General features: G+C 58.5%; 16 protein-coding genes. 3 read left to right on the top strand and 13 right to left on the bottom strand.

Annotated elements, in window-relative coordinates; all coding sequences use genetic code 11:
• Positions 1-2: 2 nt before the first annotated feature.
• The 5 genes from GIR22_RS07245 to GIR22_RS07225 all read right to left on the bottom strand — a co-directional run bounded on the left by GIR22_RS07245 (position 3) and on the right by GIR22_RS07225 (position 7137).
• Positions 3-2159 carry a lipase family protein gene (locus tag GIR22_RS07245; RefSeq protein ID WP_154742667.1) on the bottom strand — a complete coding sequence of 719 codons (2157 nt, stop codon included), beginning with the start codon at positions 2157-2159 and terminating at the stop codon, positions 3-5.
• 11 nt (positions 2160-2170) lie between these two features.
• Complete coding sequence (locus tag GIR22_RS07240) at positions 2171-2962, bottom strand: hypothetical protein (protein WP_154742666.1); 792 nt, start codon at positions 2960-2962, stop codon at positions 2171-2173.
• Positions 2955-3797, bottom strand: coding sequence for a DUF4123 domain-containing protein (locus GIR22_RS07235; protein WP_154742665.1), 843 nt, complete (start codon positions 3795-3797; stop codon positions 2955-2957). Before GIR22_RS07235 ends, GIR22_RS07240 begins: the two co-directional genes overlap by 8 nt.
• Complete coding sequence (gene tssI, locus GIR22_RS07230) at positions 3797-5839, bottom strand: type VI secretion system tip protein TssI/VgrG (protein ID WP_154742664.1); 2043 nt, start codon at positions 5837-5839, stop codon at positions 3797-3799. Before tssI ends, GIR22_RS07235 begins: the two co-directional genes overlap by 1 nt.
• Before the next feature lie 308 nt (positions 5840-6147).
• Positions 6148-7137 (bottom strand): diaminopimelate epimerase, encoded by a 990-nt coding sequence (locus GIR22_RS07225; protein ID WP_154742663.1) that lies wholly within the window; start codon positions 7135-7137, stop codon positions 6148-6150.
• Positions 7138-7523: 386 nt separating this feature from the next.
• Here GIR22_RS07225 and GIR22_RS07220 point away from each other — a divergent pair, with 386 nt between their 5' ends.
• Positions 7524-8675, top strand: a complete 1152-nt coding sequence (locus tag GIR22_RS07220; RefSeq protein ID WP_154742662.1) for an MFS transporter — start codon at positions 7524-7526, stop codon at positions 8673-8675.
• 36 nt (positions 8676-8711) lie between these two features.
• Here GIR22_RS07220 and GIR22_RS07215 read toward each other — a convergent pair whose 3' ends face one another.
• The 8 genes from GIR22_RS07215 to GIR22_RS07180 form a co-directional block, all read right to left on the bottom strand.
• Positions 8712-9419 carry a hypothetical protein gene (locus GIR22_RS07215; RefSeq protein WP_154742661.1) on the bottom strand — a complete coding sequence of 236 codons (708 nt, stop codon included), beginning with the start codon at positions 9417-9419 and terminating at the stop codon, positions 8712-8714.
• Positions 9420-9620: 201 nt separating this feature from the next.
• Entirely contained in the window at positions 9621-10007 is a 387-nt protein-coding gene (locus GIR22_RS07210) for a hypothetical protein (RefSeq protein WP_154742660.1), read from the bottom strand.
• Positions 10008-10188: 181 nt separating this feature from the next.
• Positions 10189-11379, bottom strand: coding sequence for a type III secretion effector protein (locus tag GIR22_RS26305; protein ID WP_246208054.1), 1191 nt, complete (start codon positions 11377-11379; stop codon positions 10189-10191).
• 151 nt (positions 11380-11530) lie between these two features.
• A complete protein-coding gene (locus tag GIR22_RS07200; protein WP_178122141.1) occupies positions 11531-13945 on the bottom strand; it encodes a TonB-dependent siderophore receptor in 2415 nt (804 codons plus the stop codon).
• Between the two features lie 96 nt (positions 13946-14041).
• The gene (locus GIR22_RS07195; protein ID WP_154742658.1) at positions 14042-15019 is read right to left on the bottom strand and encodes a FecR family protein; all 978 of its coding nucleotides are present in this window, start codon (positions 15017-15019) and stop codon (positions 14042-14044) included.
• Between the two features lie 29 nt (positions 15020-15048).
• A complete protein-coding gene (locus tag GIR22_RS07190) occupies positions 15049-15549 on the bottom strand; it encodes a sigma-70 family RNA polymerase sigma factor (protein ID WP_154742657.1) in 501 nt (166 codons plus the stop codon).
• Between the two features lie 110 nt (positions 15550-15659).
• Positions 15660-17015 (bottom strand): MATE family efflux transporter, encoded by a 1356-nt coding sequence (locus tag GIR22_RS07185; RefSeq protein ID WP_154742656.1) that lies wholly within the window; start codon positions 17013-17015, stop codon positions 15660-15662.
• Between the two features lie 108 nt (positions 17016-17123).
• Positions 17124-17960: an IclR family transcriptional regulator gene (locus GIR22_RS07180; RefSeq protein WP_154742655.1), complete on the bottom strand. Its 837-nt coding sequence runs from the start codon at positions 17958-17960 to the stop codon at positions 17124-17126.
• A 240-nt stretch (positions 17961-18200) separates the two neighbouring features.
• Between GIR22_RS07180 and GIR22_RS07175 the strand changes: the two genes are divergently transcribed.
• Positions 18201-19229: an ABC transporter ATP-binding protein gene (locus GIR22_RS07175; RefSeq protein ID WP_154742654.1), complete on the top strand. Its 1029-nt coding sequence runs from the start codon at positions 18201-18203 to the stop codon at positions 19227-19229.
• Positions 19226-20071: an ABC transporter permease gene (locus GIR22_RS07170; protein ID WP_154742653.1), complete on the top strand. Its 846-nt coding sequence runs from the start codon at positions 19226-19228 to the stop codon at positions 20069-20071. The genes GIR22_RS07175 and GIR22_RS07170 overlap by 4 nt, the downstream gene beginning before the upstream one ends.
• Positions 20072-20073 lie beyond the last annotated feature (2 nt).

Here is a 20073-nt window from a genome sequence, read left to right as displayed (position 1 = left end):
GTTTACACGATCGAATCGATATCCAGGGTTTGCGCCCTTCCCGCCCCCCAGTCGTCGTCCCGTTGCGGGGGAATACTTGCCACTTGGGATAGCTCGCGGTTTTCCTGATGGGAAAACCAGCGGTTCAGGCACGGTTGCAAGGTTGGGGATTGGGCGTGGCTGCCGTAGACCTCCCAGGCTTGCAATCGACGCCAGCGCAGGCTCGCCAAGCGCTGGCGACTGGTGTCCAGGCGGTCGACTTCAGCGCTCAAGCCATCATTGCCTTCGTAGCCTCGCTGGTTGGCGGGACGCTGGCAATTCAACTCACACTTCTTGTGCCGCAATTGTTCCTGCATGGTGGTCAAGGCGTGATCGATCAGCTCAAACTCCCGCGCAGTCACCAGAGTGCTATTCGTGTCCAGGGTTTGTTGCCAACGCCGCAAAGTGGCCCACGCAGCCGGTATGTAGCTGACAACCATCATGTGCTGTTTGAACTGGGCCAGTTGTTTGATCAGGTTGGCCCGCTCAGGCATGTCGCCGTTAATTTGCAAGGCACGATTACCCCCCACCTCCTCAATCGATTCACAGCCGGGAGCCCACAACACCGAGGACTGGGTGCCGTCGGGCAAGACGATAGGCATGAAATGCTGTTGTGCGCCGTGATGCTGATAAGGGTTGCCGCTCAGGCGCACCAAGCCCAGGACGAATAGCAGGCCACCGGGTGCCGGATTGCTGAACAGCACCACGGCCCCCGGGATCCAGATTTTGGCGGTGGTGTTCATCCAGGGTGCCGGAAGGCTGGGAACCGGGTCGTTGTGGTTGACGATGCGGTGGTGTACCAGGGCAGAGGCGCCTTCAGTGAACTCGGAGTCGGCGGCCCGCGGAGCGCCGTAGGTGTAGAGGAGGATGTTGAAGCGGACTTCTTCGGTTCGACGCAACCCTTCGGCTAGCAACAGGGCGATCGCACCGCCCAGGCTGTGACCGCAAATCACTATGCGTTGCCCTGTATAAAATCGGTCGAAGTAACGCAGTACAAAATCGCGCATGGCTTGGTAAGCCTGATAAAAGCCCTCATGAACCTTGCCAACACCTCCGACAAAAGCGACCTGGTGGGCGTTTGCATCTCGCAGTCCATCGCAGAGGCTGGCTGTGCCACGCACAGCGATCAGAATTACCTCATCGTGATGACTGATAAATGCCTGGGTGTCCGTGCCTCGCTCCTTATCGTCAAAAAAATGCAGTCGGGCGGGATGTTCCTGCTCCGGACCCAACTCCGGGCGGTTCTGCTGATACAACTCAGGATCGAAGGGCAGAATCTCAAACCGTTGAGAGTAAGGTACATCTTCATATATTGGATAAAAGCGTTCTATTTGGCCCGGATCGACTTTCCACGCTTCCTGATAACCCGAGAGCTTTTCGGCAAACAGATTACCTACGCTTGGATCCAGCGGAAAGCTGACTTTATCAACAGGTTTTATCGGCGGTTCCTGACCAAACTTGCAGTAACTCAAGGTAGCTATCAATGCCAATTGATAGAGGTTCAAGGCGCAGAACTGGTCTTCGGTGGACAATATTGGCCGTAGCGCCCGCAATGGCCGGACCTCCAGCACGGTGTGCTGGTTGGGAAATAAAACCAGCCCTGCCAAGGTAAGCTGAGGTGGTCCAAACCCAAGGTCAGCCATCATTTTCAGCGCATGTCGCTTGGGGCGATGAGCCCCTGGCACCTCAGGCGGCAAGTGAGCGACATGCCGGACCAAGTCCCGCACTTCAACCTGATAAAACTTGTCCGCCTGTTGCTGCGCCGGATTGCGCTCGACCGGCCGGCCGTCATCCCGGGAAAATCGAGTTTTTTCGGCGCGAACCTGGAGCTCGGTGATGGGCAGCGTGTAAGTCATACGCGTCATCAGATCGGTATAGGGCTTTTCTATCCCGCAATAGCGCTCGTCCAGCATGAGGACCAGCGGGCCACAGTAAAAATCATCGAGTTTGGCAAAACCCTCACCATTCAGCCGGCCGTAATACTGGTGCCCTGCGCTGTCATGAAGTGTATAAGGCAGACCACCGTATGCCTTCCCATCCCCCAACTCATCAACTAAACAGAAACTCGCCCAATGCCCTCGTAAATGGCAGGCAGGCATCTTGCCGCTGAAAAACGGTTGCTTCCATGCATTCTGTTTCATGAGTTCGTACCCTATTCCTTACATGTGGGGTAGATATTGCAGATGCGTCCATCTGGCATTTTGAAAGGCTTGAAATCAGTCGTATTTCCACGGCAAAACGCGTACACATCATCCAGGCTGTCACCCATGCAACGCTTCCACCCACCTGAAACTGCTACCCAACGATCATCAAAAGCAGGCAGTTCCTCATCGGTCAAACCCAATACCATTCTCAACGTTTTCCCTTGTAAAGCCCCCCTCTGCACTACGCCTCCTGCACGCGCTGTACGCGGCTGCCCTTCAGCATCCAATGAATTGCATTTCAAAAGTTTCCTAATTGCATGCAGCGGCCCCATGGTGCGAAAAAACCACTGACACCCTCCCGGCAACACCTGAACACCAGACTCAGGCATACCCGACATCCCCGACTCCAACCGATCGCGCATCCCAATAAAGGCATAATCTCCTCCAACATCTGACCAGCGCTCCCCCCATTTCGCATACATATCAAACGTGATACTGCGCAATACCAGCGGGCAGTTATTCACCCGCTCCGTCAATGGCACTGTGAAACTGACTCGGTTGGCCTCGGGTTTCCCCGGAGTATCGAGAACCTTAAAATCCGGCCGTTTGCCTCGTCGCTCGGGTAACGTACAAACCTCCCCCCTTGCAGGTTCGTAAATCGCATCGCCCCTAAAGCGAAAATTCGCCGGCAAATCCACCTCCAGTGTGAAACTGTCAACCGCCTTCACCGCGCACCCACTACTGGCCAACGTGCCACCCACGAACAACGCACTACCCATCAACACCTTCCACTTAGCCATGACTGCCATCCCCCTCCAACCGCTTCCGCTGCTCAACCACCCTCTGAAAATGCTCCATCGCATCCTCCCCAGGCATCGGCTGCCAATGAATAACCGCCGCCCCGCTCGCCTCTACCAACCGCTGAACCACTAAAAACTCCAACTGCTCCGGCCCCTCCCATTGCCAGGCGCGAGCTTGCTCCAGCACCTGTGCCAGCCATAGCCTCGGATCCTGGTGTTCGACCAATCGGCAAAGGTCTTCACTATGCTCAGCCAGCAGGTATCGCAGGATATTGGCTTGTAGAATCGCCTCGGCTTGAGGGTTGGGGACTTCAAGCCATGGAACAGGATCGGGAACCGGATACTCACCGGGCGCCGGGTTGTTGCCACAACTCCAGTGCTCGCCTTGCCAGTAGCACACGCTGATCAGCGGCCCCAGGAAGGCGGGCCACTCCTGAGCCGGCAGATGGGCCAAGGTGCGTGCCAAGGTACGGTTGTCGTGGAAACGGTACAGCGCCCGGTTTCCCTCTGGCCCCACCAGCAGCCGCTCGCGCCAATGCCGAGTGATCCCTGACAGGTCGTCATCGGGCAGACTACCCAACCAGCCCCAGTTCAACTCAGGCTGCTGCAACAGCTTGGCAAGCGCGGGCTCGTCGAGGTGATCCAGCAACAGGACCAACGGACCATTCGCCGCCAACTCCGCCACGGCAGTTGCACTGTAGAGGCTGTAATACTGCGACACTGCACGTGCTGCCTGCAGTGACTGGCAGGCTTCGTTGTCACGATCAAGCATCAGGCACAACCAGCGCCCCGCCTGCTGCTGTTGCGCCAGCCAGTGGCCGGGAGTGATCGTCATCAGGCCGCCCTCCCCATGACATCGCACGTGCCTTCGCGACAGCGCTCACACACCGGACAAAAGTCCGCACCCAGTTGCCTCGCCAGGTCCATGACCATGCCCTGTACGGTAGACACCTTGAGACCAGTCGTAACAGATGATGGCAGCACGCTCTCACCCGGACCCACGGGGTGCGCTGGACGAATTGCAGCAGGTACGCCTCCCAAGGTAATCGTCCGACTGCTGAAAATTCCGCCCGCCTGTATCAGCAGATGCTCGCCACCTGCCTTGAAGCTCAACTGCGCTCCGGCCTCGATTACCAAACTGGCACCGGCCTTGAGATGAATCTGTTGGCCTGCCTCGATCACCAACGCCTGGCCCACATGCATCTGGCTGCTGCCCGCCACCCGGAGGTGATCATCCGCTTCAAGCCTGACCTTGCGATCACCGGCGATACGCCGGTGCTCCTCATCTTCCAGGTTGGCGGTGCTCAAGCCACGGATGGTTTCCTGGCGCTCGCCTGCAATTTCCAGCCGACTGTCATGGCCCACGTGTTGTTCCAGGTCGCGCTGGGCCCGCAAATAGATGAGTTCCTCACCACGGCGGTCTTCCAGGTGCAGTTCATTGGCTCCCGTACCACCCGCAGAGCTGCGGCTGCGCAAGACACTGCGGGTCTTGTGTTGCGGCAAGGGATAGGGCGGCATCTGCAGGGTGTTGGGCAGGCAGCCATTGATCAGTGGCTGGTCAGGATCACCTTCCAGGAAGATCACCAACACCTCCATGCCCACTCGCGGGATCAACACAGCACCAAAACCATCGCCAGCCCAACCGGAGGCGACTCGCACCCAGCAACTGCTCTTGTCATCCTTGGGGCCTAATCGATCCCAGTGAAACCGGACCTTGACCCGACCATATTGATCACAATGCACCTCTTCACCCACAGGCCCGGTGACGGTAGCGGTCTGGCTTGCGCTGATTCGCGGCTTAGGGTGTTTGAGCGGTGGGCGGTAATGCGCGCGCCAAGGCGTCGCGGTGAACCGGTTGCGATAACCATGGAAAGCCTCAATCTGCGAGGTCGCCTCCTCCAGCACCTGGGGTTGATAACCTTCGTGTCGTACGCGTGTGATCAGCCACAAATCATTGCATGAGTGGTCCGGATGATCCCGCAGCGCCAGGAAATGCCCACTGCGAAGAGCCGGCTGATCACTTTTGCCCAACGCCCGATAACGATGGCGCTGATGACGCTCCAGGCCACGCCGAGCCAATTGTGCGCCACGCCGATGGCCGGTGAAGCCTGCAGGGTATTGGTAGTCTTCAAGGACTTCGGCAGAGGAAATCCCAGCCTGATCCTGCAAGTGCAGCGAGGGATGTTCGAAGTCATAATCACCCCGTACCACGCGCCCGCTACGGGTCGACAGCCGTACATCAAAACGCTGGATCACACACTGATCCGTGGCTGACGGGATAGCACAATAGCGCTGCGCCGGCAGCCGCCGGAATACCGTCTGATCATCGCCAAATACCAGGAGATGACCGTCCGGGCTGTGGCGCAGGTGATAATGAATACCCTCTTCCTCGCACAATCGCTGGATAAAATGCAGGTCGGTTTCCGCGTACTGCACGCAGATTGTTCGTGGCGGGTAAACAACGGGACCGAGTTCGAAGGCATAGGCATCCGCAAGAATGCCGTGGTGCTCCAGCACCGCCACGATGATTTGCGGCACGCTGCGCTGCTGGAAAATCCGCTGGTCACGACGATAGGCAAGGTAGGCCAGGCGCGGCGCCAGGGTCAGGTGATAATGGGTCAGCCGGCGGCCCGGATCATCCCTGCCGACGGCGTAGATCTGCCCGTGAAGCCCTTGACCCGGCTCGCCGAAATCCAGATAGGCGGGCTGATGGAGAAACACCTCCAGATCCAGGGAGGGATTCTCACTGACCAACTGCACATGAATGAAAAAAGGTTGGCTGATAGTTTCATTGCCTTTAAAACAAAGTACCTGGAAGTCGTGGACAACTCCCGGAATGATCAATTTAAAACCGGAAGAAACATGTGCATTAAACATCCGTTGTTGTCCGCCATTAATTGCCGTACTGAAATGACTTCCCTGCGCACCGAGGCTGTAGTTGTTTGAGTCGGAGCCGACAAGAATCCCTGAGCAGCCCTAAGGTTAGCGACTCCAGGCGGAATTCGGCCATTTGAAAATAAAAAAGAAGTTTCGTACAACTGTGAAAGAATAGTCTTTTATGAAGTTGAGACTTACAACCAAAGAGCCAGTATCTAACAACAGGAAAAACCCTACGTTATTCCCATACCAATAACTTACTTATAGAGAACATGCTGATTCGATTAATAGGCCAGCCACTGTCTTGTTCAAGTCTCTTGCCGTCGCGCCGCGCCGAACAGACTGACACTGCTCAACACTCCATCTTGTTCTTCCAGCCGTACGGGTGCCGTTCCCCCTGGCATCACCACCGCGACTTCACCCGCGCCAACCCATCCCACATACCAGGCCGCGCAGGCCACCGCACTGGCGCTGGTTCCAGAGGACGCCGTAGGGCCCTCTCCACGCTCGAACACCCGCGCAACGAGGCAATTATCGGATTCCCGAGCCACCCATTGCAGGTTGACCCCGGCAACGCAAGGCTGGCCAACACCGACAGGGGGGGCAAAAGCGATCGCCTTCAAGGCCTCAAACAGTTCCAACTGCTGCATTTGCCGGTTGCTTGGCAGCCACGAAGCATAAGGCACCAGCGTCACGCAATGAGGGTTGCCTACACGCACAAACTGACTGTGACCCCATCGGGCATTGATCGAAGACAAACCCAAAACATGGCTCAGCTCACGACCGTTGAACGATACCCGAGCAACACTCGCTGCCCCTACTGCTGTCGGCCCGAATTCAGGGCGCCCTAACGCCAGCCAGAACCCCGGGACCTGTTCATGCACCGCAGGTTCTACCCGAGTCGCCACCGGCGACAGCGCATCTGTTTTGTCGTGATGAACCCGCAGCTCACACGTTGCTGCCATCAACCCTTGATCGGTCAATGCCTGGGCAAAGATCGTCAGGCCATTGCCGCTGCGCTCGGCCAGGCTACCATCGGTGTTGACGATCAGCAGGTCGAATGGCGGCTCGCTCTGGAACGGTCCGACCAACAATCCGTCACAGCGGTGAGCCTTGCTCTCTGGCGGATGCGGCAACGCCCCCCAGCTACACTCGGACGCCACCGCCGCCAGCGTCCAGGCATCCCGGGTTCTCGCGGCCAGAACGGCGCTGTTCGGCACGTCAATGCCCTGGCCGCGCAATACGCCTGGGCTGACAACACCGTAGATATTGCCCCGCGCGTCATAGAAACGGGTCATTGCGCAGTCCGCATAAAAAAGTGGAGTGAGCATAGCAAACCCTCGGTTTCGCGATGAGGCATATCGGCATGCATGAAAGGATGAGCCTGGAAGGTGGTAATCCGCTGCAAAAGTCCCGGGGTTCACCAGTTCTCGCAGCGGATTACACACCTTCCAGATCACCTCGTACAGGAAGCCGGCCAACACCCTGCAGGTCAGCACTGGTTATGTGGCGAAGAAGGTGAATAGCGTTCCATGATTGTAAAAATACATATCGGTTGCTCCGGTTGGCAACGCGCAAGGCCGCTCCGAGGGCTCCCCAAGGAAACCCTGCTCGCTCGACACGGCCCGATGTGCAAGGATGTTGCGCTGTGCACCATCGTTGAATGCAAAACCAAGGATTTTTCATGACTGCCATCAGTCCCCAAGCACCCGTGGTTCCTGGCCGACTGGAACAAATGTCGACCCGTATCGCGTTTTTCATCGCAGGTTTTGGCATTGCTGCCTGGGCGCCACTGGTGCCGTATGCCAAGGCGCGCGCCCTGCTTGACGAGGGCACCCTTGGCCTATTGCTGCTGTGCCTTGGTGCAGGCTCGATCATCGCTATGCCGGCAGCGGGAGCCCTGGCTTCGCGCTACGGTATCCGCCGCGTAGCGACCGCAGGCACCGTTCTGATCTGCCTGGCCCTGCCGCTGCTGGCCACCGTCAGCTCAATCCCGTTGTTGATGGTCGCCCTGTTTCTGTTTGGCGCCGGCCTGGGCGCAGTGGACTCCACGATCAACCTGCAAGCGGTGATCGTCGAACGGGCCAGCGGCAAGACCATGATGTCGGGCTTCCACGGGCTGTTCAGCCTGGGAGGCATCGTCGGTGCGGCGGGTGTCAGTGCATTGCTGGGATTGGGCCTGTCACCGCTTGCGGCCACTCTGGTGGCGGTTGTCATCGTGGTCCTGGCGCTGCTCAAGGCCGCGCCACACCTGTTGCCCTACGGCAGTGAAAGCTCGGGACCGGCCTTTGCCATTCCCCATGGCGTCGTGCTGTTTATTGGCTGCCTGTGCTTTGTCGTGTTTCTTGCCGAAGGCGCCGTGCTGGATTGGAGTGCGGTGTTCCTCAGTGCCGAGCGCGGCCTGGATGAAGCCTACGCGGGCCTTGGCTATGCCGCATTTGCCTTGACCATGACAGTCGGGCGCCTGACCGGCGATGCCATCGTTCGCCGCTTGGGCGCCACCCGGGTCATCGTGATCGGCGGTACATTGGCGGCGGCAGGCATACTGCTGACCACCTTGCTCTCTGGGTGGGAAACGGCCCTGCTGGGGTACGCCCTGGTAGGTGCCGGCTGCTCAAATATCGTGCCGGTGCTGTACACCGCCGTCGGCAAGCAAAAAGTCATGCCGGAGCATATTGCCGTGCCTGCCATCACCACCTTGGGGTATGCCGGCATCCTGGCCGGCCCGGCGATGATCGGCTTTATCGCCCATGGCAGCAGCCTGAGCATGGCTTTTGTGCTGATTGCCCTGCTGCTGGCGGGCGTAGCGATCAGCGGGAAAATACTGAAGGTGTAACGGGGCAAATCGGGTAACAGTTCGTACCTTGAGGCGTTATCCGGTTTTCTGGACCCTGTCATTCTCAAGCCATCGCTCAAGGCTTTTTTGGCTTAACCAACCTTTCTGATCAGAGTTGCCGAAAATACCGCTGCCACGGTTTATAGCGCTGTCCAACGTGTCCAACAACTTTGGACGCTCCACGATATTCTTCGCCAAATACACCTGGTGTTCGGTGTACCGCTTGCGGGGCAGCCCCGTGACCGGATCACGAATCGTTTCGCCATAGCCGCCGATTTCGTCCGGATCCTTGCTCATCTCCTCCAATTGCTCAATTTTGACGCTGCTCTTTTTATCGAAAAAAAATGACCGGCCTTGGAGAGCGCTTCCAAAATCCTCCATTGTCTCGACCAATACCTGAACAATCTCGGCATCGCTTTTTGCGTGAAAAGGATCAACTGAGAAGCGGCCCTTCGCTGCTGTCGTCGATGGACTGTCCGGCACGTTTGCGCTGTGGCGCACGTTACTGGACGAACCCGCCGGGAGGTTCTGAAGCTCACGGTGATGCAGGACGGTTTCATCGGCCCTGGCCAATAGCAGTGACCGCCCGGACATTACAGCCCGAGCTCTCCCATAATCCTGCGGGGGAACCTTGCTGGCATCACTGTTGCCCGTACTCGTTACAGGTGGCCCTTGGACCGGCTGGGTATCAACCTCGCCCATAGCGCCGTGCCGACCACGAGTTGCACTACTATCAATTACCATACTCAACCCCTGACTTTTTAATCCGTGCTTGTTTAGTCGCCACCACCGTAACGTCCGGGATCACCCAATGACGCCAGTAAAATAAGCAAAGGGTATGTGGCGTCATCGCCGTACTGGTTCCGAATCAGCAAATGAAATCCGAAGACAACATGTAAAAATCTCACATCCATCAGGCTTGCGAAGTTCTGGCAAAACAGGTGTTCAAGATTTGTCTAGCCTCAATAAGTTTTTCATCGTGCCGGCCATTCGGGCCAGTGCCCCGTCTATCAGTCTCGGCGGGTCAGGGACAGTATCAACCGTGTATCCATGGGGCAGCAGGCCCTTGGCGAAGTCATCTGCGGCAGGCACCTGAAACTTGCGTTGGTCGGTAAAATCTTTTACGCGTTGGGCCTCGAAACCTTTGCCGGCGAGCTCACTCTGCAGGCGAGACAATTGAGTGCTGTGGGACGCCGCCGTAAAGGCAGCATCTTGTTGAGCGCCCTGCAGGAGCACCCCATCACTGATCTGCTTAGAACTGGCTTGGCCAGGCGGTGTACGGATGGTTTGCTGGGGTCCGGGATTACGAGATCCAAACGAAGTTGAAGTCATATCTAAGCCCTGGCGGAGAATGGAAAGTTCACTGGCTTGGTCGAAGCCATCTGATACACCTTGTGTGGCGAACCGGTAAAAGTAGTTCCTGTCTCACTCAAGGATCAACGACAAGCGTGGCAGCACCACGAAGATTCGCGGCGCTTCTCCTGCGTCTTGATCAGGCCACCGATACCTGCGATTAGTGGGACAACAGCCTTAGCGCCTGTTTACGGATCCAACCGTCACTGTCCTGACTGGCCAGGTTGTCCATTTTCCTTAGCAGGTCAGACCGCTTGCTGACTTCCCTCGCGACATGGATGAGTCCATCCCAGGCCGGGTTGCCGGTCAGAGGCCATCCGGCCAGTGTCTTGAGTCTCTCGATTTTGATATGGCCGGGAGCGTGAGCGTCCTGCAATCCATCAAACTTTTTCAACATTTCCCCAGCCAATTGTTGGTCGTCCAGATACTTGTATGGGTTGTCAGACTGGATAATCATGCCAATTTTCTGCCGGTCAATCAGGCCATCCAAACCACCGGTTATGCTGTTTCGGTCCATGGCCTTGACGAGCTCTGGACGGCGCGCCAGCTCTCGGGCCAGGCGTATGTTCTGATCACTTGCGGCATTGCCGGTCAGCGGCCTGCCGGCCATCGCCTTCAGGCTTTTTGTAGTGATGTATTGCGGGGCATTCGGGTCCTTGAACGCATTGAAGTTGCCCAGGAGCTGCTGGCCCAACTGTTCATTACTGCGTTTTGAATACCAAGGATCAGGCTTGCCCGACGTCGGCGGCTTCGAATAACAAGGGTCCGGCTTGCAAGGCTCCGGCGGCTTGGAAGAACAAGGGTCTGGCTTGCACGGCGTCGGCGGCTTCGAATAGCAAGGATCCGGCCTGCACGGAATAGGTTTGGGTGGGCGATGACCGCCAAACCAATGTCTAAGCTGATTCAGGGCCCCCTGTGGCGCCGCATTCTGGCCGGCGAAGTATTTGTTCGCTCCTTCCTGTGAGAGCAATGACTTCCTGGTGTCCTCAGCATGAGCGTGAGTACCGGGTTGCTTGTGTTCAAGGACCCGGCCAGGATTGTTTTCTCGCGGGTCGAAGCGGATACCACCGTTTGCTTGCCCCTTGCCTGCAAATGCAGAAGTCTTCGCCTTGACGTCAGCCTCGGGCGGTTCGTTCAGGGATGAATGGGGTATGGGTTTATCGAGAACAGATACCGACATGTAAATCTCCAGTCCGGCTTGAATACACAGTTCAGCCGCCAGTACGAAACCTTTCGACGAAGGATTGTTCGTCCGGTTTTCAACGGCAGGCAGGCCATGTATGTGTGGCAAACCTGTCAGGATCAGTTCCTGCAACACATCAAATATCAGCAAAAAACCGTAAGAAAGCACCGTCGCGGCACTTCGACAAGAAAGGTGGTTTATGTAGGGATTCTGCGTGGATAGCGTAGAAGCAAGGCGTCGGCAAGTGTCAGGATAAAGCTTCGATAAGGGCAGCAAAGGATCGCAGCCTGATACGGCGATCCTTCGCGTACACCGTGGATCAGAACCCGACGCTGGCCTGCACGAAGTAAGTCCGTGGCTCTCCCAGATAAAGCCCGGCGTTGTTGTCGCTCGAACGGGTGTAATGCTGTTGGTCGAACAGGTTTTTCACCCCGACCCCCAGTTTAAGGTTCGATAGCGACGCACCGAAGTCATAGCCACTGCGCACGTTGACCGAGACATAGCCAGGGATATCCCCGTACTGACCGTCTGCGGTCGGCTGGGTGATGTAGGTGCTGCCGGTACCCGGAGCGCGCTGGCCGGACTGGGCGTAGACATCAAGGTTGTGGGTCCAGTGATTGACGGCATAACGCAGGCCCAGGGTCGCCACTTGACGGGAATACAGCGGCAAGTCACGGCCTTTGAACGCGACATCCCCTTCGGAGGTGGCCTTGGTGTAGGTGAAGCCGGCGTTGGCGGTCAGACCGTCCAGGCGCGGGTCCAGGTTCGACAGGTCATAATGGCCCGACGCTTCAATGCCCTGATGTTTGGTGGCGCCGAGGTTGGTCCAGCCCACATCGTTACTGACATATTGCAGCTCATCGGAGAAGTCGATGTAGAACAGCGTCACTTCGCCGCCCCAAACGCTGTCGTTATAACGGGTACCAATCTCGTAGGTCTTGGCCTTTTCCGGGTTCAGGCCGTTGGCCGTCTGGTCACCGTTGCCGCCTTGGCCGAGCTGGAAGTATTGCAAGCTGCCGAACGAGGTTTCGTAGTTGGCGAACAATTTCCAGGCATCCGACATGTGATACATCACGCTCAAGGCCGGTAACGGCTCGTTGCTGCTGATCTCCCGGCGCTTCTCCTGGACCGGCTTGCCGTTCAGGCCCACCACTGGGCGGTCATGCCATTCGGTGCGAATGCTTTCGAAGCGAATGCCCGGCGTAATGGTCCATTTACCGACATCAATCTTGTCATCGATATAAAACGAGTTGGCCTCGGTGCCACCGGTGCGGTCCTGATAAACGTGGCCGTCATTCTCGCCGACCGGCGTCGGTTGGTTGTTGACCAGGGCCAAACTGGTGGCCTGCTCGTGCATGCCTTCTTTCAGATAGCGGTAGCCAATGCTGGCTTCCTGGGTGGTCGGCCCCAGGTCGAACACATGGGACACCCGTGGCTCAATTCCGAAGGTGTAGTACGTACGCGGGTAGGCGTTGAGGGCGCCCAGGTTACGGTTGGCGATAGTGCTGCCACGGAAGCTGTCGGAGTAGTAGGTCAGCACTTCAGCCTGGGTGCGATCGTCGATCTGCCGGATGTACTTGAAAGACACATCCTTGCGCCGGCCGCTGAAATTGTCCCAGTCACGCATCGATTGATATGGGTTGGCATCAAACTGTTTCTGGGTCAGGCCGCCAGGCATGTCGGCACTGGCGTCGTAGTAGTGGAAATTCAGCGAGAAATCGTCTTGATCCGTCGGCGCCCAGTGAGTCTTGAGAAGCACATCGTCGATATCGTTGGAGTGGTTACTGTTGCGGTAGCCGTTGCCATTGACCCCGGAGTAGAGCAATGCAACGCCAATGCCATTGTCGGCGGTACCGCCGATAAAAGCGTTTTCGATGTGTTTCCAACCGCCGTGAGCGGAGGTTTCCAGGGTGGTGCCGACCTCGCCGGAGAATTTCTCGGGGATCGCCCGAGTCACGAAGTTGATCACGCCACCCACGTTCTGCGGCCCATAACGCACGGAACCGGCACCGCGTACCACGTCGATGCTGTCCAGGTTGCCGGAGGAAATCGGCGCCATGGACAGTTGTGGCTGACCATAAGGCGCGAAGGCCGCCGGTACGCCGTCGATCAGCACCGTGGAACGCGGTGACAGGCGTGACGTCAGGCCACGAACACCGACGTTGAGGGAAATATCGCTGCCGCCAGTACCGTTGGCGTCCTGCACCTGTACACCAGGAATGCGCCGCAACACATCACCCACGTTCATCGCACCCTGCTCCACCATGGTTTCACGGCGTACTACGGTCCGCGCGCCCGGATGGTTCTGCACCACTTCGGCATTGGCATCGCCGAGCCAGTCACCGACCACCCGGATGTCGGTTGCCCCCAGTTCCAAGGGCGAGCCAGCCTCACCGCTGCCGCTGGACAGCGCATGCAAGGTCACCGAACCAGCCTCCATCTGGTAGTCCAGGCCGCTGCCTTGCAACAGTTGACGCAGGGCTTGCTCCGGCGACAGGTTGCCGTTTACCGCCGGGGCTTGCTTGCCAACCACCAGGCCAGGATTGAAGAACACTTGCAGGGAGGTTTGCTGGCCCAGCTGACTCAAGGCCGAGCCCAAGGGTTGCGCCTGTATATGGATGGAAGGTGACGCCTGGTCGGCATAGACCGACGGGATCGCGGCGCTCACCGCCAAGGCCAGCGCAAGAGGTGCCCAACGAGAGGATTTATTGTTTTTCACGGCGAGTTTTTTCACGTCGAACCTAGTCCTGTGATCGCAAGAGAGTGCGTCTGTTAATGCAAACCAGTTGCATTTGGACAAGAAGACGAAGAACTAGGGAAAAACCTGAATCTAGCGTGAAATTATTTCCTGGCTGCCATCGGGCAAGGTGCGCAAAGCCACCGGCAGAATGTGCGGCAAGGCCTTGAGCAAGGCGTCGGTGTCGGTGGACTTGAACACGCTGGTCAATCGCAGGTTACTGACCGCTGCAGTACTGACTCGCAAGGGATGCTCGCGGTAGCGGGACACTTCCCGGGCCACTTCACCGAGGGACGTGTTGTTGAATACCAACTTGCCGGTGCGCCAGGCAGTCAGCTCCTGCGGATTAACCGCATAAGCTGCCGCCACCTGGCCCTGCCCATCGACCTGCGTACCACGCCCCGCCGTAAGTGTGACGGACGCCTCTGGAGACCGGCCCTGCACCTTGACCGTCCCGGCCTCGACCACCACGCGAGTCTGGTCGTCATCGCGGCGCACGTCAAAGCGCGTCCCGGTCACCGTTACTTGTCCCGCCCCGGCTTCGACCACAAAGGGTCGGCTGGCGTCATGCTCCACGCTGAACATCGCCTCGCCCTGCTCAAGCTTGATGCCGCGCCGGCCTTTTTCATAGCGCACCGTGACCACGCTGCGAGTGTTCAGGTCCATCAGCGAACCATCAGGCAATGCCACCTGACGACGCTCACCCGGCAGGGTGCTGAATTCGCCCGTGTAAACCCCGGGGTGGTCCAGGCCGCTGAACAATCCAAGCCCGAGCGCCACGGCCAAGACGCTGGCCGCTACCGCATAACGCAGCAAGGGCCGACGCTGCGTACGTACCACGGGCGCGTCGCACAATGCTTGCAAACGAACCTTGGGTACCAGCTCGGTAGCACTCCACACCCCTTGCAACACATCGAATTCATACTGATGGTCAGGATGCGCTTCGCGCCAGGCATCGAAACGGCTGCGCTCCTCGCCACTCAATGGGCTGTCCTGCAGGCGCACAAACCATTGCGCAGCCTCGTCACGGGCTGTCTCGCTACCGCCGGCACACTCACGGCTATCGATCATGGAGGGTCCTGTTTCAAAGCGGGCGTTAGTCATGGGGCCATCGCGTCCAGGCGGTCACGCAGATGCCGCAGGGTGCGGATCATATACTTTTCCACCATGTTTTTTGACAGCCCCAGGTGCTCGGCGATTTCCTGCTGGGTCAGGCCTTCGATCTTTTGCCAGATAAAAATCTTGCGGCAGTTGAGGGGTAATTCGGCCAACGCCCGCTCGATGGAGTCCGCCAGTTGAATCGCGTGCATGAAATGCTCAGGGTCGCCACTGTGGGGTGAACGCTGATCAAAGGTCTCCAACGCCATCGCCCCCCGGCGGTCCTCGCGACGATAAGCATCCACCGCGATATTGCGCGCGGTTTGATGCAAGTAGGCGCGAGGTTGCGAGACTTCAGTGGAGCTGGACTCAAGCACCCGCACAAAAGTGTCGTGGGCCAAGTCCTCGGCCTGTTGACGGTTTCTCAGACGGCGCGTCCAGGTCCCGATCAACTCCTCGTAGTGCTCGAAAAAGCCTGGTTTGGTGGGCGGCTGAGGCATCATGAAGGAGCACTGGGAAGGCGGGACGTGAATAGTAATGCTTCCTATTAAACGGAGCAATTGCTTGACCCTTTCAGCCTCTTCACTATCACCCTCGCCTACACTCCCGGCCGTCACACCAGGCGCTTGATCTGCTTATGCCGCCAAACCAACCGGTAATACGCCACCTGCAACCCCAGCATCGCCAGGTAAGTCACCGGAAACGCCATCCACACCCCTTCCAACCCAAACCGCGCATTGAGCAGATACGCTACCGGCAGTTCCACCGCCAGCACACAAAAGATCGAAATCGCCACCGGCACCAGCACCACGCCACTGGCGCGCATGATCCCGCCTACCACGGCCTGGAAGCCAAACACCAGGATGCTCCAGAGCATGATATGCAGCAGGTGTTCGGCGTTGACCCGCGCCTGGGTGTCGGTAATGAACAACCCCAACAGCCAGTGGGATAGCACGTATCCCAGCACAATCAAGCCACCGGTCAGGCAGGTATTGATCAACAGCCCGGTACGCAGGATAGGCCCGATGCGCTCCAAGCGTCCGGCACCAATGGCCTGTGCCCCCAGGATCGAGGCGGTGATGGCAATCGATAATGCCGGGAATTGCACGTAGTTGACGATTTGCGTCACCGCGCCATACGCCGCGGTGGCTTGAGAACCGTGGCTGTTGACGAGGGCCAGGATCACCAGTTCCGACAGCGACAGCACCACCATCTGCAAGCCCGTGGGTAAGCCGATGCGCAAGACCTTGCCGAGGATCGCGCGGTCCAGCCGCAGCGCCGCCAACAGTTGCCGATCAGGTGCCATCACATGACGTTTATGACGCAGGCGCAAAATCAAAAACAACATTGCCAGGGTGTTGCCCATCAAGCCGGCCCATACAGCACTCTGGATACCCATGGGTGGCAAGCCCAGCCAACCGAGAATCAGCGCCGGGGTCAACAGCAGGCCTGTCGCGGTCGACACCATCAACGCCAGCAACGGCGACACGGTATCACTCACTCCCCGCAGCAATTGGGTAAACAGGATAAACACCAGCAGCAGCGGCATGATCAGCATCATCGCCTGGGCATAGCCGACGGCGTCGTCCAGCACATCCACCGGCGTGCCCAACGCCTGCATTGCCGGGCGGGCGAACAGGCTGCCCAATACCGCCGCGATCACCCCGATCAACGCGCCGAGGGTCAGTGTCGCTCCGGTGATGGCCTTGACCATCCCTGTCTCCTGCGCCCCCCAGGCCTGGCCGATCAGCACCGAAGCGCCCGCTCCCAAGCCAATCACCAGGGCAATGAAAAAGAACACGATGGGAAACATCCCCGACACCGCCGCCAGCGCCTGGGTGCCAAGCATCTGCCCGACGTAGATGCCATTGAGGGTCCCGGAAAAGCTCTGGAGAAAGTTCGACAGCACCATCGGCGCCAGAAAAATCAGGTAGACCTGCCACAGCGGTCGTTGCGAAAGAGTTGGCATGAACAATGAACCTGAAGGAAAACAAAGCGACCCGCGTTTATACCGTAGATGGATCCACTATTGCTGCCAGTCTCATTAGTTGGCAGCCAACGAGACTCACCGTATAACTCAATCCTTGCCTTCAAAAATCTGCGAAGGTCGACGTAATGTCGGATCAAACGGATTGATTCGCGGGCCGATGGCCGCCGCTTCCCGCTTGAGCAACTCCACTACCGTCGGCAAACGGCTCGGCCCCAGGCGGTCGCTGATGGTCGCCACACTCAACGCCGCCACCGCATACCCCTCGCGATTGAGGATCGGTACCGCAAGGCCCGCCATGCCCTCCAACACCCCGGTGTTGCGCGCGGCATAGCCCAGGCGACGGACGTTCTGCACTTCCGAGCGCAGGAACACTTCGTCGTACAGGTGGAAGTCCTTGAGCCTGGGCAAGTTATAGCGGATCACCGTTTCACGCTCCTCCTCCGGTAAAAACGCCAGGATCGCCAAGCTGCCCTGCCCCACGCCCAGGGCCACGCGGCCACCGATGTCGCCGGTAAAGGTGCGAATCGGGTACGGACCTTCGCTGCGGTCCAGGCAAATCGCATCAAAGCCGCTGCGGGCCAACAGGAACAATGAATCTCCAAGTGAGGCACTGAGCCGCAGCATGCTCGGACGCACCAGGTCGCGCAGGTTGCCGGTGTTACCCGCGTTGGCCGCCAGGGCAAAAAACTCCAGGCTCAAGCGGTAGCGCTTGCTGCGAGCATCCTGCTCGACCATGCCCTCGTCCATCAGGCTGCGCAGCAGGCGGTGAGTGGTGGGTTGAGACAGGCCAACCTGTTGCGCCAACTGTGTCACCCGCTCACCGCCTTGCGGTACCGCACCCAGGACGCGCAGCACCGCAAACAGTCGGGAGACGCCGCCTGCTCCGACTTCTTTGGCATCACTATTCCGATCAGTGGAATTCATAAACCTCAATCTCACTTTAAATTCCAATGAATGAATTAAATTGAAAAAATAGTTCTTTCAGTGAAATTCTATCTTCCGCCCATCCTAGTCTTCGTCCTAATCTGCGTCCACAGGGGCGAAATGAACAACTAATGGCAGCCGACTCAAGATCGAGCGCCAACGCACCCGCAACACCCTTTTCGCATCTGCCCAAAACAAAAAAGCGCGTCTCGACGCGACTAAAAAAGGTGGAACGCAGACATGGCATTTCTCCAACTCAACGCCCTGAGCAAACGCTACGGCACCGTCGATGCGGTGGTCGCCACTGACCTCTCGGTGGAAAAAGGCGAATTCGTTTCCCTGCTCGGTCCATCCGGTTGCGGCAAGACCACCACCCTGCAAATGATCGCCGGCTTCGTTGACGTCACGGCCGGCCGGATTCTCCTCGATGGCCGCGACATCACCCACGCCAAACCCGCCAGCCGAGGCCTGGGCGTGGTGTTCCAGAGCTACGCGCTGTTTCCCCACATGAGCGTGCGCGACAACGTCGCCTTCGGCCTGAAGATGCGCAAAGTGCCCACCACCGAGATTGCCAGCCGGGTCAAGACCGTGCTGGAGCTGGTGCGCCTGGCCCCGCATGCCGAGCGCTACCCACGGGAGCTATCCGGCGGCCAACGCCAACGGGTGGCCCTGGCCCGCGCGCTGGTAATCGAGCCGCCGGTGTTACTGCTGGATGAACCGCTGTCCAATCTCGACGCCAACCTGCGCGAAGAGATGCAGTTCGAGATTCGCCGCATTCAGTGCGAAGTCGGCATCACCACCTTGATGGTCACCCATGACCAGGCCGAAGCGCTGTCCATCAGCGACCGGGTGGTGGTGATGCAGGACGGTCGGGTGACCCAGATCGACGAGCCCTACAAGCTCTATGAACACCCGCGCACCCGTTTCATCTCCGACTTCGTCGGCAAGGCCAATCTGCTGACTGGGGATTTCGACGAGCAAGGCATCCCGCAAGTACGACATGCGCCCGGCGCTGGCACGCTGACCCTAAGCCTGCGCCCGGAAAAAATCGACCTGGTGAACGCCGGTGCCGGCCGCCTGCAAGGCAAGGTCCTGGACCGCTACTTCTTCGGCAGCCAATGGCTGTATCGCATCCACACCAGCCTCGGCGAACTGACCGTGGTACGCAGCAACGACGGCAGTCCTCCCCTGGGTTGCAACATGGCGGTGGGCCTGGATTGGCAGGCGAGCCTATTGCGGGTGCTGGCGGCAGATGAGGTACGGGCATGAGCCGGGGGTACCTGCTGTCACTGCCGGCGCTGGTGCTGTTTGTCGGGCTGTTGCTCCTGCCTCTGGGCCTGACGCTGGTGCTGTCGTTCAACGTCTTTGATTATCAAGTTGGCGTGAAGTCGGATGAGTGGACCTTCGCCCATTACCTGTCGCTGTTCAGTGACTCGTACTTCTACGAGATCTTCTGGCGCACCTTCTGGATCAGCGCCCTGGTGACCCTGTTGTGCGTAGTGATCGGCGTGCCCGAGGCCTATATTCTCAGCCGCATGGGTACACCATGGCGGTCGATCTTCCTGATCCTGATCCTCACCCCGCTGCTGATTTCGGTGGTGGTCCGGGCCTTCGGCTGGAGCCTGCTACTGGGGGCCGACGGCCTGATCAATCAGGTGATCCAGGCCCTCGGCGGGCGCCCGGTAAAGCTGCTGTACACCTCATTCGCGGTGATCATCGCCCTGGTTCACGTGATGTTGCCATTCATGATCATTCCGGTGTGGACCTCGCTGCAAAAGCTCGATCCGTCGGCGGAACAGGCAGCCCTGTCACTGGGTGCCAGCCAGGCCACGGTGATGCGCAAAATCGTGTTACCACAAGTCATGCCCGGCGTGCTGTCCGGGACGCTGATCGTGTTTGGCCTGGCGGCCAGTTCCTTCGCCATCCCCGGCCTGCTGGGCGGACGCCGGCTGAAGATGGTCGCCACGGTGGTCTACGACCAATACCTCTCGGAACTGAATTGGCCCATGGGCGCGACCATCGCGGTGGTGCTGCTGTTGATCAATCTGCTGATCATGCTGAGCTGGAACCGCATGGTTGAAGGCCGCTACAAAAAGTCCCTGGGAGTATAAAG

This window comes from Pseudomonas karstica (assembly GCF_009707515.1).
GTDB classification, from domain to species: Bacteria; Pseudomonadota; Gammaproteobacteria; order Pseudomonadales; family Pseudomonadaceae; genus Aquipseudomonas; species Aquipseudomonas karstica.
The sequence above is the reverse complement of the archived record's forward strand: the minus strand, read 5'-3'. Positions and strand labels throughout refer to the sequence as shown.

What these genes read in the sequence shown, in the direction of transcription:
- GIR22_RS07240 (WP_154742666.1), bottom strand. Translation starts at nt 2,962, where the DNA reads ATGGCTAAGTGGAAGGTGTTGATGGGTAGTGCGTTGTTCGTGGGTGGC.
- GIR22_RS07215 (WP_154742661.1), bottom strand. Translation starts at nt 9,419, where the DNA reads ATGGTAATTGATAGTAGTGCAACTCGTGGTCGGCACGGCGCTATGGGC.
- GIR22_RS07220 (WP_154742662.1), top strand. Translation starts at nt 7,524, where the DNA reads ATGACTGCCATCAGTCCCCAAGCACCCGTGGTTCCTGGCCGACTGGAA.
- GIR22_RS07190 (WP_154742657.1), bottom strand. Translation starts at nt 15,549, where the DNA reads ATGATGCCTCAGCCGCCCACCAAACCAGGCTTTTTCGAGCACTACGAG.
- GIR22_RS07235 (WP_154742665.1), bottom strand. Translation starts at nt 3,797, where the DNA reads ATGACGATCACTCCCGGCCACTGGCTGGCGCAACAGCAGCAGGCGGGG.
- GIR22_RS07225 (WP_154742663.1), bottom strand. Translation starts at nt 7,137, where the DNA reads ATGACCCGTTTCTATGACGCGCGGGGCAATATCTACGGTGTTGTCAGC.
- GIR22_RS07170 (WP_154742653.1), top strand. Translation starts at nt 19,226, where the DNA reads ATGAGCCGGGGGTACCTGCTGTCACTGCCGGCGCTGGTGCTGTTTGTC.
- GIR22_RS07195 (WP_154742658.1), bottom strand. Translation starts at nt 15,019, where the DNA reads ATGATCGATAGCCGTGAGTGTGCCGGCGGTAGCGAGACAGCCCGTGAC.
- GIR22_RS07210 (WP_154742660.1), bottom strand. Translation starts at nt 10,007, where the DNA reads ATGACTTCAACTTCGTTTGGATCTCGTAATCCCGGACCCCAGCAAACC.
- GIR22_RS07180 (WP_154742655.1), bottom strand. Translation starts at nt 17,960, where the DNA reads ATGAATTCCACTGATCGGAATAGTGATGCCAAAGAAGTCGGAGCAGGC.
- tssI (WP_154742664.1), bottom strand. Translation starts at nt 5,839, where the DNA reads ATGTTTAATGCACATGTTTCTTCCGGTTTTAAATTGATCATTCCGGGA.
- GIR22_RS07245 (WP_154742667.1), bottom strand. Translation starts at nt 2,159, where the DNA reads ATGAAACAGAATGCATGGAAGCAACCGTTTTTCAGCGGCAAGATGCCT.
- GIR22_RS07185 (WP_154742656.1), bottom strand. Translation starts at nt 17,015, where the DNA reads ATGCCAACTCTTTCGCAACGACCGCTGTGGCAGGTCTACCTGATTTTT.
- GIR22_RS07175 (WP_154742654.1), top strand. Translation starts at nt 18,201, where the DNA reads ATGGCATTTCTCCAACTCAACGCCCTGAGCAAACGCTACGGCACCGTC.